Genomic DNA, 13,781 nt, shown 5'->3' with positions numbered 1-13,781 from the left:
CGAGCACTGCCCGCGCTACACATCCGAGACGCCAAAGAGGGCACCTACAGCGGGTACTTGAGGGCAACACCTGACAAACACCAAGCACCAGCAGGGCAACGCACGGGGACACCCCGGCCAAGACCGAAGTAGCGACCTCGGCGGCGAATCCGTAGCCCCACGCCGAAAGAGCACAGCGCCACGAGCTGTGCCGAAAAGATGTTGGCTACGTGCGCAGAGCAACCAGCAGAGCTGGCGAGGCGTTCAGCCGCTGGTTCGTGAGGTGTCGAGGCAACGCGCGAAGCCGGCGAGCGCGCGGAAGTCGTTCTCCCGGAGGCCGATTCGCGGGTTGACGTGTTGCAGGAGGCCGGGCCCTTGATGGTGGGCGGTCACGTACGTCTGGTCCAGCTCACTCTGTTCATCGTCCACCCAGGCGAAAGGACGGCCGTCTGCGTAGTCCACCAGCGGTCCGGTCTTCCAGTGGACTCCATCAGGGCGCTCTTGCAGAAGAACGTCGCCGAAGTCGACGAACGGCAGTTCCGGAAGGCCGAGAACCGGTGCGATCCATCGATTGGCATCGTCCATCCATGTGGTGGCCCAGCACAGTTCGAAGCCGAGCCGGAGCAGAATCCCGCCGTGCTCCGGGTTGAGCCACACACGCAGGGGGCGTCGTCGGGACGACAGGCCCCTGTCGTCCTCATGGGCGTCGTTCCGAGGAACTCTGAGTGTGGTGTAGCCGTCGGGACGCCTCTCCGGCTTGGCCGCGTAGGGGTTGAGCGGCCCGTCCACGTCAAGGAACAGCAGCGGTCGATCCATGATTTCCCCCGGCCTTGCTGTCTGCGGACTGCCACGATCACCGTAACTGCGGGATTGCCTCGGCATTAAGACAGCCGGCCTGAGCGATGACCATGATGTGGCGCGCGTGATCCCGCCATCGGAACCGACCTGCACTCCGTTCCGGGGGGGACTGAGCCCGCGCTACTCCGGCAAGCTGCTGACCACGCTGCGGCGCGACGGGGCAGATGCGATCCACGCGGCCGGTAAGTATAGGGAGATGGCTTCGCGCTTCGTCGAGCCGGTCCGGCTTGGTCTGGGCCTCCAGGCCATCCGCGGCAGGGTGAGACGCTGATCGACTCCCCGACCGACAGGGGCGGGTCGTTCGCCGGTAGGCGGTGAAGATGCCCTGGGGTTCGCTGGCGCACGCCCCGACGTGTCTCGCATCCAACGCACACTCCTCGCAAGGGCTGTGCGAAGCGCAGCGGACCATGCGCCACCCCCGGAGCGGGCATGCGTGGCAGCCCTGTCGGTAGTCATGCCTAATCCCACCAGAACGACCAGGAAGTCCGTCCCACAAGATTGTCGGCGTAATCGGGGAACGGTGTGGGTGGGTCATCGACGATGTTGTTCGCGGTCGAGAGCACGTGTTCCAAGGCGAGCAGGTTCGCGTGATCCGCCTCAACGGGAGGTCGCGCGACCGACACGTGCAGCTCACTGCCGACCACCGCCACGACCCGGGCGCCGAAGCGGGCCTCCCAGCTCCGCAGGAGCGCACACAGCAGAGGCAATGGCGCCTGCGCGGACCAGCCGATCGACGCCAGAGCGTCGCTGCTGCGACGGGCAGGGACGAGTACGAGGCGGCACTCGTCCAGCCCGAACGGGTCCGTCTCGATAAGCCGGGCCAACAGGCTCGCCGCCGCCTCCTCGGACCTCGGGTCTGCGGGGGCAGTCGGCACCTGCGGTGCCAGACCCGGCCACTGCTCGAAAGGCGGACCAGGGTCGTGCGGCCACGGCTCTACGCCTTCGGGCACCGGAGCCGGTGTCGGATCCATCCACAAGGGCAGCCTCTGGCGCCGGTACTCGGCGAAATCCGTGGCCAGCACATCCTCCAGGCGGACGGCATCTATGTCGGCCGGACAGACCGGGCTTCCCATGGCATCGGGCCAGCACAGGAGCGGAACCAGCCCCCAGGCTGTTTGCTCGCTCAGCAGGCGACGCCACAGACGCTCAATGTCATGCGGGAATGCGTCGGAGACCCACACGCGTGCAGGACCGGAAGGCAGAAACCGGCCGGGAGGCAGGCCGTCGGGCAGGGCAAACGACATGGTCGCACCGTAGACGCCGGCGCTGACAGTGCAGCTATGTACAGCTGCGTGCAGCCGTGAGCCTGAGGGCGATCCCCAATTCGATGCGCCGCGGCGAGCGGCGTGGTTGGCGGCTGTGGCCAGTCGGTATCGCGCTGTCCCTGACCTTGCGCTGCCGCGGTGTACTTCGCCGTACGGAACCTTCTGGGCGCCTGTGGGTTGCAAACCCAGCGCCGCTTGGACGCCTCGACGACCGCAGGGTTACAGGTCCAGCAGCAGAAGAAGGATCAGCAGGATGATCCCGCCTCCGGTGCCCGCCGCGGCGGCGGAGCTGAGGGACCTCCGGTGCCCGCGCACGCGGGTGCCGTCGGCCCGGTAGTAGGAAGCGACGTAGGTGGTGGGTCCGGGTACCGGACGGGGCCGCGGCGCGGAAGCACGATTCCGGGCAGCCAACTCCTCGTACGTGTAAAGCAGTTGGTGTTCGGCCAGCGATTTTCGGTCTGATGATCGCGACACCGGGGCGGCTGTCAGTGCCGGGTGCTGTCATGAAAGCGGTGGGGAGCGACAACCTGAGGGGGAGCAGTGTCCGGGGCCAGGGGAAACGGCGGCACCGACCACGCGAGCGCGGCACAACAGCAGCTGCACCGTGCGGCTGTTGCGGGAGCGGGGGCGGTGAGCCCGCACCGCCGGCGACGGCGCAGCAGGCTGAGCGACAGCCTTTCGCTCAGGCCATCGCTCGCCTCACGAGCGACCCCACCCACCCATAGCCCCGTTGGGGGCGTTGGACCACTCACGGGAAGCCTCGAAGCCACACCGCGGCCGACGGTTGCATACCCGATCGGATGTCGCCCTGTTCGTCACCACCTGCCGCTCGTTCACCAAGGCCGCCCTCGGCCAGGCGTTGCGGCGCCGGGACATTGTGGCCTTGCACCGCGATCCGCCGGGCGCCTGGATCAGGGGCGCCCGCCTAGAGACCCTGATTCCGTTCGAAGCGGCGCACCTGCAAGGTCCGCATCCCCGCCGGCGTCAAGGACGGGCAGAAGATCCGGATCAGGGGACTCGGCGCACCGGCGAACCATGGAGGCGCCCCCGGAGACCTGTACGTCATTGTGCACGTCACCGACTGATCGTCCCGCGCAGAGCGAGATGTCAGCCTCCGGGCCGCCGGGCTCCAACCGCTCCCCGTCTATCTTGCGCAAAGCAACGCTGTCTCGCGTCCCGGTCTACTCAGGGACCACTCACACGTGCGCGGAGCAGACACGTACACGACCGCGCTTACGGGGCGGGCTCCGGACCGCCTCGTAAGCGCGGAGCGGACGCGCCCTCAATAGGTCGCGCTGTCAGCTCTAACGCGATTGCTGGCGCATCAACGACTTCGCAGCGTTGCGCCGGTTGTTGGCCAGGACGTCGATTTGTCCGCCTGCTCCCTTCCCCGGTTGCTCTCGCCATCCCCGCAGTTTGGCTGCGACACGATTCAGGCGCGTGTCGCCTGGAGGCACGTCGATGTAGAAGAGGGATTCATCCGGCTTAGGGTCGTCGCCGGCCCAGCGAACAGTGCCCTCTAGTTCACCGAGGATGTCTCGTATCACGATCTCCTGGTGCAGGAAGAATCCGCCCTTCACGCCCGTCGGGTAGTGACCAGGGCGGATCTGGACGGCTGTCCCGGAAGCTTGGTTACCTTCAGGCAGGCCCTTGCGAACTGTTCCGGGCGCACGCCAGCCGATGACATCGCCTTCCCGGAGCTCGTCGACCTCGTAGTGGAAGCGGCGGATCACATGGACGAGAATTGATTCCGTGTCACCTTTGCGCACTGCGACGTTCAGCATGGTGCCGGGTACTGGACACATCGCGATGTCCCCTCCCGCATCGACAGCCTTCTGCATATCCCACCGGTTGGCAGAGGGTCGGCCGGTGAGGTTGCGGCGGCGGCGGTCTTTGAGGCGACGCAGGGCCGCCTTCAACTCGTCATTCTTGAAGGGATCGGGGGCTGCGGCAGCTATGGGCGCCAAGGGGCCAGCAGAAGCGAGGCCTACAGCGGCAGTGACACCGACGGCTGTTGTGAGGGCACGTCTGCGAGTTACATCAGTGAGGCTCAAGGGGATGTTCCCTTCTCCGAGACGGTGACCTGGATTGCTTGCGATGGAACGTGGCTGAGATAGTTCCGGCCGCCACAGCGAGTAGCAGGAAAACTGCTATGGACGGGTTCAGGTAGTCCGGGAGGACTATGGAATTACTGCGACCGTCGGACATGTGACAGACGAGGCGAAGGGGAATGAAAGAACGGCTGACTTCATCCAGTTCCACCCCTTCTTCCAAGTCTCTCAATGAAAAGCAGTCTTCTCCACCTTCTTTCCCGTAAAGGAAGAATATGCGGAGGCATCCCCATACGTAGAGGCCAAGTGATGCGGTGACGAACAAGATACAAAGATCCCGCCACAGGGACGCCGGATTGCGCAGATTCCGGCGTCCCTTAGCGACCGCTGAGCACAGGTAAACGGTGAGGGCAACTACGGCAAGAAGCCCTCCCGTAATGAAGGAGACCAGCACCGCACCGTCATATTGGCCGGATGCTGTCGTCATGATGCGTCAGGCTCCACGGATGATGCGGTTATACTTCTCGAATATGGCATAGAGAGGCATGCGCAATTTTGCATCCTTCTCTGCCACCGGGCCTGACCCCTGGTACCGGCGCAGTACTTCGTAGGTCTCGTCGTCCGTATAGTCGAGTACGGGACGGCGAATTTTGCTTTCCTCAACAGGATCGCCCTTCTTGCCGTCCGCTCCCCAGATGTGCGCATGTGCGACGTTGCCCAAGTTGAAGGAGTTGTTCTGATTGTTCTTCTGCCATGTCGCCCATACATCGGATCCCTTGGCCGGGTCCAGGATGTCTCCGTCGAGTATTCCAGACCGTATGGAGTTGTTCCGGGACAGGATGCATGTGCGGCTTTTCATCTTGGCAACGCCGGTGGCGCTATCCGTCAGCTTGTTGACACCAGGAAGGTCCTTGCCCCAGTCCGGTATGGCCCCGGTGTAGTACCAGACCACACCAGCATCCTGGACTACGTCCCATTGGTTGTAGTGGCAGAACTCCCAGAACGCCGCGGTCTGGATCAGCGCCTTGCGCATGCGGTACCTGCGGGACGACGATGTAATCACGTCGTCGTAGGAAATGATGGTTTCCAGGCACTGCTTCCTGGTGTAAACGTAGCCATCACCTGATGACCCGCCGCTCGTCGGCCGGCCGATGGACTCCATGTAGTCGTCGGCTTCCTTGAGCAAGGACTCCCAGTGGGCCAGACTGAATCCGATGTCGAGCTTCGCGGACGGAGAGGCATCAAAGTCTCCCTGACCGGTGTCCCGTCCGGACGCCATATTGTTGTCGATCTCGATCTTCCCGTCGCCGGAACCGACCCACTTCGTCACGATCTGGTCAAAAGACCAGTTCGTGGGCATCGAGTAGCCCAGGTTTCCAGAGAATCCCGATGACATGTTGGAAACGAAACTAGCACCGGCATGCCCAGCGTCGGAGACTCGGGTACAGGCGTTGCGGGGGCCATAGATACCGAGCTTGTAAGGGCTCCCCATCCGGTCCATTTGTTCACTGATGGACTTGAAGTACGGGAGAATATGCGAGGTGACTTCGTCGTTGACTGCATCATAGTCGACCGCGAAATAGATCCTACTTCCCGGTTTGAACCCATGCTCTTCAGCCTTGAATGCGGCGTTCATGCAGTCCGCGATTCCCTGTTTAGGGCTGTAGTAGTCAACCGATCGGGCCCATGTCTGGTAGATCGGGAAGCAGCGAAGTCCGTATTCCTTGATTGTTGCCAGCTCGCCCGGCTGGATTTCCTTCTCACGCAGGTCCCCGTCCGGGAACGGATTGTACAAGTACCGGCCAATGTACTTGTAGCCAGCGCTTTTCAAGGCTTGGGCGCGCGCCGGGGTGATCTTGGTGACGCCGTCGCACGCCTCGCCCTGGCGGGACTGATCTCCGTATGAGACCAGCAGGGAGGACCACGTCTGGAAGTCGCCTTTCCCGGTTACCGGCAACTTGAGGAAGGCTTGGAACACTCGGACCGCATCTTCCAGAACGCCCTGAAAGGAAGTAGCGAAGTTGACTGGCCGCTTGTTGAGTTCCATGGCAGCGGTGAAGAGTTGCACCCACACGCTGGAGTCACCCAAGGACACCGTGTGGTTTTTCAGCCCGGACTGTGTTCCAGGTCCGAATACTCCATTTGCGACACCATCGGCCATGCCCAGTTCGTACTGGATGGCCAGAAGAAGCGACTTGGCTACGTCGCGAGAGTGGTTTCCGTCACAAGGAATGGCATAGAAATCTTTGCGTAGGAGGTAGTGACCGTTCAGCCACTGCTGGATAATACGGATTCCCTCCGTACCGCCATTGACGGTGACATAGGCGTCCATGTTGAAGAGGCCTTTGACTACCTTTGGCCACAGCGCATCGTCCGGATAGGGAATGTACGACCCCATGTCGTACTTCAGCTTCCACACGGCGTCCTTGACACGAGTACTGTACTTGCCGTCGATGTCACCGCCGTCATATCCCTTGCAGTACAGAGCTGACTGGATTACACGGCAGAAGTTTGCCGACGGAATAGTGCTTGCGTTCAGTTTTCCGTACTTCTCGCCGATTGCCGCGAGGGTGGCCGGGCCGAAGTTGTCGGACAGTGAGGTAAGGCCCATCTCATACTGCAACGCCCGGGTGAGGGCGTACATGACCGTCCAACTGGTCTTACCGTTCTCCTCAAGCTTCGCTATGCCAAGCGTGGAACCATTTCCGTAGGTGGTGTTAATGAACCTCTGGGCGCGCAGTACCATTTCATCGGCCATGAGCCATCTCCTGTCATCAGGCAGGGCGAGGGGCTCTACGGATCCACGCGGTGTGCCTGATGACAGGAGATGCACACAGAGGCGCTGCCCGATCGAGTTTGATCCTCGCTGGGAATTTGGGAGGCGCAGAGCTGCATGCCGGGAAGTTGCCCGGAGAGGGATCTGCGCTTTCGGGGCCTCACATTGATTCGGCAGCGGACGATAAGTCCGCTTCTAGGCCGCCGGCCCTGTAAGGAGGATGTTCCATGTACAAGGCCGGGACCAGTTTCCCGTCAGGCGAGATTCTTTTTGGTGACCTTCAAAGTGACCTTGAGGTCCTTGACGCTTCCTCTTTCGGCATCAGCGAGGTCTGCCTGTGTCGGCCATGTCGAGCCCGGGAAGACGCTAGGAGCCTTCAGCGTCACGATCATGTCTGCCGAAGAACCCTTTCCCTCAGCGATGACCTTGACGTTATACGCAGCGCGCCCCGGCCCGGAATTCTCGATGGTAACGGGTACGATCACCCGGCCACCCTGCAACCGAGGGGCGTAGGCGATGACCTCGCCGTGCTCTGCTGTAGCTGCTGCTGGGCCGAACCCGTAGTCCTCGGGCTCAGGCGCTTTGGTGTTCTTCGGCCCGACTGGTTCTCCGCTCGCAGCGTTCTTCGCCCGCTGCTTCACCTTCTCCTGCACGAGTTTCTCGTCTTGGCTGAGCGCGGTCCCGCCGCTGGGTTTCGCTTCGGGGGACGGGGTTTCGGAGTGCTTCGTAGCGGCTGATGTCTTGTCTCCCGCCGCAGCTGCTCCGCCTTGCGTGCCACACCCGCTCAGAGCGAGCGACGCGAGCGAGGTGACGATCAGTGCACCGATCACTGTCCGGCTACGGCCGGCTGCTCTGTCAGCCACAGGGGAAGAGCCTGTCGCTCTTGTAGTTGATGTAGAGGCGCGAGGAGGTCTCGCCCATCTTGGCCGTGACCGGTGCGCAGGCGAAGCTGCTGACGTAGACGGGGCCTGCATACTCGCTGAAGTTGCCCGAGTCGGTGTCGCACCCTGTGCCACCGACCTTGCAGATCTTGAGGTACATGTACTCGGATTCGCCAGTGTTGTTGTCGAGAATGGCGCACCCCTTGCCCCCGTTCTCGTAGACGAAGAGGGTTCCGAGGCGCGTGCTGTCGGGCAGGGCTACCGCGTTCCGAAACGCGTACCCCGATCCACAGACCGTTGCCGCCGCAGCAACAGCCTCCGGGTTGTCCTCGGCGAACGCCTGGGCTGAGGCAGTTGCGTCGGGGGCGATTCGGAGCTCCGGCCGGTCGGTAGCGACTGCTTGTGGCGTGGCCAGAACGGCCGCAGCCAGAACTGTGCCGGTGATAGCCGCACGCAGGGCAGTTTTGGATCTGGGCATGGCAGAGGAACCCCTTCTGCAGATGGAGTCGAGAAGTGCAGTCCCAGGGGTGAGCAATGACTGCTCAGCTTCCCCCCCCCTGGCGATCAAGCGGGACGGCGTTTCTGGCGCCAAACTCAGTACCGTTCCACTGATCGGAAGCACTGTAAGCCTGCGGTCTATACCTATCGGTCTGCTTACATGAGCGCAGCCTCAGTGATTGGCCGGAACAGCTCCCTCACCGGAGCCCCATCTGCCCCGGCTGAAACCGGTGGGACCAGTGGGAATGTTGTGCAGGGACTGTGAAGCGGAGGCCGGAACCTCATCCTCTGGTCCGCAGGGTTTGGCTAGTTCAGGTCCATGCGGCGGATGGGCCAACGCGGTGTGGCAGCACAGAACCGAGGTCTCCTGCCTGGCGCTGCTGGCCGCGCTCCGCGGTCAGCCCAGCCCGGTGGAGGACACGGGAACGCTGCGGGTGCGCACCCCGTCCGGCGGGCTGCACATCTGGTATCGCAACCCAGACCCTGCCACCCGCTACCGCTCTTCCACGGGGTCGAGTCCGAAGACGGCACTGGCCTGGCAGGTGGACGTGCGTTCCGATAACGGCTACATCGTCGCCCCTGCAACCCGGACCACCGCGGGCAGTTACCGACCTGTGGGAGATGTCCGTTACCCGGCGCCGCTGCCGCAGTGGCTGGCCGACGAACTCGTCCGCACCCGCCACGTCCCCGCTCCGATGCCGCAGCCCGCCGCCGTACCCGATGCCTCACGCCCGCGCCGGCGCCGTTCGGTGAAGGGCGCCGGCCGTCTCCTGGATCCGCTGGTGGCCGAGGTCGCCGCCTGCGGGGCCGTGCCGGAAGGCGCGAGCTTCATGGAAAAGCTCAACCGTGCCGCCTACACGGCCGGCGGCCTGGTCCGGGGCGGCCACCTCACTGAGGCGGAAGTACGCCAGTTGCTGCTGGAGGCGGCCCGTACCGCGCGCCCGGCCCGGGAGCACCGCAACCTGACGATCATCGAGTCCGCTCTGTCTGCAGGCGCGCAGCGCCCACTTCATCCCCGAGGACGTTCATGAGCGCCGAGCCCGCCCGCTTCGACGCCGAAGCGGCCGCCGCCCAGATCCACCAGCAGAGCCTGGACTTCACGCTGCCCGTTGCACATCCCGGCCTCCCGGCGCAGCAGACCGACGCCGGCTACCCGTCCGCAGCCCCAGTCCCGGGCGGGCTGATGCCTACCTCTCTGACCGACCGGGGCAACGCCAAGCTGTTCGCCCGCCTCTACCGCGACCAGTTCCGCTACGTGATCGGCATGGGCTGGCATTCCTGGGACGAGTAGCGGTGGAAGCTGACCGGCGGTGACGAAGCAGCGGTGTGGGCGGCCGGCGAGATGGCCGAGCAGATCCCCGACCATGACCCGGCGGGCCGGTTCACCGACCGGCAGCTGGCCGCGCACCGGCGGCACTCCGAATCCACCTCCGGTCTCAAATCCCTGCTGTACCAAGCGCAGGCCGCGCCCGGCTGCGCCTGGACCCGGAGATCCTGGACGGCGACATCTACGCCCTGCGCACCCCCGCCGGCGTCGTCGACCTGCGCACCGGAACACTCCGCAAGCCCGACCCGCTCACCGACATGCACTCCCGCGCCACCCTCGTCGCCCCCCACGCCATGCCGATTCCGCGCTGGGACAGCTTCCTGCGCGACACCTTCGGCAACGACACGAAGGGCCTGGAGACCACGCGCTTCCTGCACCTGCTGCTCGGCTACTCGATCACCGGGGACGTCGGTGCGCAAGTGCTGCCCTTCCTCTACGGCTCGGGCGCCAACGGCAAGTCGGTGCTGCTGGACGTGATGACGCAGCTCCTGGGCGACTACGCCAACGCCGCCCCGCCGGGATTCCTGATGGAGAAGGGCAAGTTCACCGAGCACTCCACGGAGCTGACCGAGCTGCACGGCCGGCGCATCGTGGTGTGCAGCGAGCTCAAGCCCAACGACAAATTCAACGAGGCCCGCGTCAAGCTGCTGACCGGCGGCGACACCATCACCGCGCGGCGGATGCGGCAGAACTTCTTCACCTTCACGCCCACGCACAAGCTGTGGCTGCTGGGCAACCACCGTCCCGAAGTGGGCACCGGCGGCTACGCGTTCTGGCGCCGCATGCGGATCATCCCCTTCGAGCGGAGCGTCCCCGACGAACGCAAGATCGACAACCTGGCCGCCGAGCTCGTCCGTGACGAGGGTCCGGGCATCCTGCACTGGCTGATCCACGGCGCCCGCCGCTACCTAGTGCTCTGACCGCATAGGTTCACCGGGTTGGCGGTGGCACGGTCCGGACCGGTTGGATCTGGGTGGACATCCAAGGTGCGGGGAGGCGTGGTGGCGGAGCCGGTCAGGGTCCGGAGACTGACAGATCTGGAAGGCCAGCAGTTACAGCGGATCGTGCGCCGGGGCAGTACCAGTACGGTGCGCTACCGGCGCGCGATGGTGCTGCTGGCTTCAGCTGGCGGCAACCGAGTACCGGTGATCGCTCAACTGGTGCAGGCCGACGAGGACACAGTCCGCGACGTGATCCACCGGTTCAACGAGATCGGCCTGGCCTGCCTGGACCCTCGATGGGCGGGAGGCCGTCCCCGCCGGCTCAGCACTGATGACGAGGACTTCGTCATCCAGACGGCTACCACCCGCCCGACCAAGCTCGGCCAGCCCTTTACCCGCTGGTCGATCCGTAAACTCGCCGCCTATCTGCACCGCATCCACGGCCGGTTGATCCGTATCGGCCGCGAGGCCCTGCGATGTCTTCTCGCCCGCTGCGGGATCACCTTCCAGCGCACCAAGACCTGGAAGGAGTCCACCGACCCAGACCGCGATGCCAAGCTCGACCGGATCGAGCACGTCCTGGACCACCTCCCCGACCGGGTCTTCGCCTTCGACGAGTTCGGACCGCTCGGCATCCGCCCCACCGGCGGGTCCTGCTGGGCGAAGGCGGGCCGGACCGACCGAGTCCCGGCGACCTACCACCGCACCCACGGGATCACCTACTTCCACGGCTGCTACTCGGCCGGCGACGACACCCTGTGGGGCGTCAACCGCCGCCACAAGGGCGCCGCCCAGTCCCTGGCCGCGCTGAAATCCATCCGGGCAGCACGCCCCGACGGCGCCCCGATCTACGTGATCCTGGACAACCTCTCCGCACACAAGGGCAGCAAGATCCGCAAGTGGGCGCGGAAGAACAAGACCGAGCTGTGCTTCACCCCGACGAACGCCTCCTGGGCGAATCCGATCGAGGCGCACTTCGGGCCGCTGCGGCAGTTCACCCTGGCGAACTCCAACCACCCGAACCACATCGTCCAGACGCGTGCACTGCACGCCTATCTACGCTGGCGCAACGCCAACGCCCGCCACCCCGATGTCCTGGCCGCCCAACGCAAAGAACGCGCCCGCATCCGCAGCGAGAAGGGCATCCGCTGGGGCGGCCGACCGCTCTCGCCTGCAGCGGCCTGACCATCCAGTCCGGTGATCGTTTCCGCTCACGGCTCCAGGTTGGCGCGGACGAGCCGGAATGCGGCCGCCGGGTCCGCGGCACGGGTGACCGTCCGGCCCACGACAACATGTGACGCACCAGAGGCAACGGCAGCACGTGGGGTGCCGGGGCGGGCGTGCTCGCCTGGGGACTCACCAGGAAGCGCGACTCCCGGCGTGACGATCAGGGTTCCGGCTCCCAGCACACCACGCAGCGGCCCGGCTTCCTGCGGCGATGCCATCACGCCATGGCAACCAGCACCTTCCGCCAGCCGGGCCAGCCGCAACACCTGCTCCTCGGTCGAGGTTGAGCCGGTGATGCCGATGTCAGCGAGATCGGAGCTCGTCATGCTGGTGACGACGGTCAGGGCCAGCACGCGAAGGTGTGGAAAGTCGCGAGCCGCGGCGACAGCGGCGGACATGATGCCGATGCCGCCCATACTGTGGACGGTCACCATGGAGACACCCAGAGCACCAGCGGCGCGGACGGCGCCAGCCACAGAGCTCGGGATCTCGAAGAGCTTCAGGTCCAGGAAGACCTCCTTGCCCTTGGCTACGAGGTGCTCGATCAGGTCCGGCCCGGCCGCCGTGAGCAGCTCCATCCCGACCTTGTAAAAGCGACACTCCTCACCAAGCCGGTCGACGACTTCGTCAGCCGCTCGGCGGTTGTCAAAATCCAAAGCAACGATGATCCGACTGGTTGGCTCCACGGCGTCATTGTCACCCACGCGGCGTTGGAGGCGTCAGCGGCCTGCGTCGCGGCAGACCGCGCTCACCAGTAACCCTGGCAGTCCAACCCGGTGAACCTATGCGGTCACAGCACTAGCCACCCGCGACCCGCTGACCGGCCCGGCCTCCGTGCGCGTGGCCACCGCCGCCTACGAGACCACCGAGGACCACATCGGCCGCTTCCTCACCGAGTGCTGCACCAGGGGCACCGACGGCGGCGCGGACCTGCGCGTGGAGCAGAAGCTGCTGTACGAGACCTACGGCCGCTGGTGCTCGGACGAAGGGATCAGGCCTTCGACGTCCGACGCCGTCGTGTGCGCGGTAACCGAAGGCCCTGCATCCGCACGCCGCTGTGGCGGCAGCCCGCTCCTGCCCAACTCGCTACGCACCCAACTCGCCTCCGTACACGCAGAGTTGTCCTCGAAGCTGAGCAGCCGATGCCCGCCGTCCGCCGCACAGGCCGCGATCGCGTCGAGGAGCCCTTGCGCGACAACCACAGGCAGCATGGAATCGGAGTAACGCCGCCGCTCCTCGTCGGTCAATTCCTCATCCCGGTATGGAATACGGCCACGGATTTTCAAAGACTCCCGCTCCAGTCACCTTGACTTGGAGATAGCAGGGTTCGCTGTCGTCCATTCCCTAATAGTGTCGGCAGTAAAGGTCTTTCCGCCGGCCCGAACCCACACATCCTTCTTCGGCATGCGAGTTATTGTGGCATAAAAGAGAGATCATTGAGGCAGCGTCAAAAAGGGTCCAGAATACTGCAGCAGACGCACCGTTCGACAGGAGAACATCAGACCACCCTGAAACCGATTCAGAGAGCCCCGGCACCCCGGGCGGGTCCGCCTGAGCGGTACAACCTCGGGCTGCCCCGAGGCCAGGAGCTGGACGAACGAGCCGGCCTTGACCGGCTCCGAGGCCCCTCGTGCTCCCAGAGGAGGGAGGCGATCTCCCGAAATTCCCATAGTTTTGTGCTTCCTCACACTCTTGTACCGCAACCCTCACGGGCTTTACGGTGGAGCTCTATTCGAGAACAGAGCGCGCGGAGCCGGGGGATCAGAAACCGGCTGAAGGGTACCGGTATTGACGGCCGGTCAGGACTACGGGAGAGACACAAAAACTCCCCGGACCCTCCCGCGCAGCCAGCCCGAGGGATTCGCGGAGCGAATCCCGTTTCCGCCCGAATCGCGGAGCGAATTCGGGCCCGGGGCAACGGAGTTGACCCGGGAATTCCGGCGGAGCCGGAATTCTGAATTGCGGAGCAATTCCGGTT

10 protein-coding genes and 4 pseudogenes are annotated in these 13,781 nt (G+C 64.6%); 6 read left to right on the top strand and 8 right to left on the bottom strand.

All coding sequences use genetic code 11. The features are described 5' to 3' along the window. Positions 1–243: 243 nt before the first annotated feature. Positions 244–795, bottom strand: coding sequence for a hypothetical protein (locus ACWFR3_RS09855; RefSeq protein WP_453734049.1), 552 nt, complete (start codon positions 793–795; stop codon positions 244–246). A gap of 97 nt (positions 796–892) precedes the next feature. Here ACWFR3_RS09855 and ACWFR3_RS09850 point away from each other — a divergent pair. Further along, positions 893–1,009 (top strand): annotated as a pseudogene (locus ACWFR3_RS09850) (IS5/IS1182 family transposase); the annotation flags it as partial. Between the two features lie 286 nt (positions 1,010–1,295). On the opposite strand, the gene ACWFR3_RS09845 reads toward ACWFR3_RS09850, so the two are convergent. Further along, positions 1,296–2,081 (bottom strand): DUF4253 domain-containing protein, encoded by a 786-nt coding sequence (locus ACWFR3_RS09845; protein ID WP_453734048.1) that lies wholly within the window; start codon positions 2,079–2,081, stop codon positions 1,296–1,298. A 240-nt stretch (positions 2,082–2,321) separates the two neighbouring features. Then, positions 2,322–2,576, bottom strand: coding sequence for a hypothetical protein (locus ACWFR3_RS09840; RefSeq protein ID WP_453734047.1), 255 nt, complete (start codon positions 2,574–2,576; stop codon positions 2,322–2,324). A 479-nt stretch (positions 2,577–3,055) separates the two neighbouring features. Between ACWFR3_RS09840 and ACWFR3_RS09835 the strand changes: the two are divergent. Next, positions 3,056–3,187, top strand: a pseudogene (locus ACWFR3_RS09835) (DnaJ C-terminal domain-containing protein); the annotation flags it as partial. Between the two features lie 219 nt (positions 3,188–3,406). Here ACWFR3_RS09835 and ACWFR3_RS09830 read toward each other — a convergent pair. The 4 genes from ACWFR3_RS09830 to ACWFR3_RS09815 form a co-directional block, all read right to left on the bottom strand. Further along, a complete protein-coding gene (locus ACWFR3_RS09830; protein ID WP_453734046.1) occupies positions 3,407–4,156 on the bottom strand; it encodes a hypothetical protein in 750 nt (249 codons plus the stop codon). A 490-nt stretch (positions 4,157–4,646) separates the two neighbouring features. Continuing rightward, the gene (locus ACWFR3_RS09825) at positions 4,647–6,911 is read right to left on the bottom strand and encodes a glycoside hydrolase domain-containing protein (RefSeq protein WP_453734045.1); all 2,265 of its coding nucleotides are present in this window, start codon (positions 6,909–6,911) and stop codon (positions 4,647–4,649) included. A gap of 272 nt (positions 6,912–7,183) precedes the next feature. Continuing rightward, positions 7,184–7,759 (bottom strand): hypothetical protein, encoded by a 576-nt coding sequence (locus ACWFR3_RS09820; RefSeq protein ID WP_453734044.1) that lies wholly within the window; start codon positions 7,757–7,759, stop codon positions 7,184–7,186. Positions 7,760–7,784: 25 nt separating this feature from the next. Next, on the bottom strand, positions 7,785–8,288 hold the full coding sequence (locus ACWFR3_RS09815) for a hypothetical protein (protein WP_453734043.1): 504 nt from the start codon (positions 8,286–8,288) through the stop codon (positions 7,785–7,787). A gap of 361 nt (positions 8,289–8,649) precedes the next feature. Here ACWFR3_RS09815 and ACWFR3_RS09810 point away from each other — a divergent pair, with 361 nt between their 5' ends. The 3 genes and pseudogenes from ACWFR3_RS09810 to ACWFR3_RS09800 all read left to right on the top strand — a co-directional run bounded on the left by ACWFR3_RS09810 (position 8,650) and on the right by ACWFR3_RS09800 (position 11,761). Further along, complete coding sequence (locus ACWFR3_RS09810) at positions 8,650–9,339, top strand: bifunctional DNA primase/polymerase (protein WP_453734042.1); 690 nt, start codon at positions 8,650–8,652, stop codon at positions 9,337–9,339. Then, positions 9,336–10,546: pseudogene (locus tag ACWFR3_RS09805) on the top strand (DNA primase family protein); the annotation flags it as partial. The gene ACWFR3_RS09810 and the pseudogene ACWFR3_RS09805, both read left to right, overlap by 4 nt. 90 nt (positions 10,547–10,636) lie before the next feature. After that, positions 10,637–11,761 (top strand): IS630 family transposase, encoded by a 1,125-nt coding sequence (locus ACWFR3_RS09800; RefSeq protein ID WP_453734041.1) that lies wholly within the window; start codon positions 10,637–10,639, stop codon positions 11,759–11,761. Positions 11,762–11,787: 26 nt separating this feature from the next. Here ACWFR3_RS09800 and pyrF read toward each other — a convergent pair whose 3' ends face one another. Beyond that, positions 11,788–12,489 (bottom strand): orotidine-5'-phosphate decarboxylase, encoded by a 702-nt coding sequence (gene pyrF / locus ACWFR3_RS09795; protein WP_453734040.1) that lies wholly within the window; start codon positions 12,487–12,489, stop codon positions 11,788–11,790. Between the two features lie 112 nt (positions 12,490–12,601). Between pyrF and ACWFR3_RS09790 the strand changes: the two are divergent. Further along, positions 12,602–12,812, top strand: a pseudogene (locus ACWFR3_RS09790) (DNA primase); the annotation flags it as partial. Between the last annotated feature and the right edge of the window lie 969 nt (positions 12,813–13,781).

It is taken from the genome of Streptomyces sp. NPDC055189 (genome assembly GCF_053606765.1).
This window is presented reverse-complemented; position numbering and strand designations above follow the sequence as displayed.

Coding starts and splice junctions, on each gene's coding strand:
- ACWFR3_RS09825 (WP_453734045.1), bottom strand. CDS start 6,911: ATGGCCGATGAAATGGTACTGCGCGCCCAGAGGTTCATTAACACCACC.
- ACWFR3_RS09855 (WP_453734049.1), bottom strand. CDS start 795: ATGGATCGACCGCTGCTGTTCCTTGACGTGGACGGGCCGCTCAACCCC.
- ACWFR3_RS09845 (WP_453734048.1), bottom strand. CDS start 2,081: ATGTCGTTTGCCCTGCCCGACGGCCTGCCTCCCGGCCGGTTTCTGCCT.
- ACWFR3_RS09815 (WP_453734043.1), bottom strand. CDS start 8,288: ATGCCCAGATCCAAAACTGCCCTGCGTGCGGCTATCACCGGCACAGTT.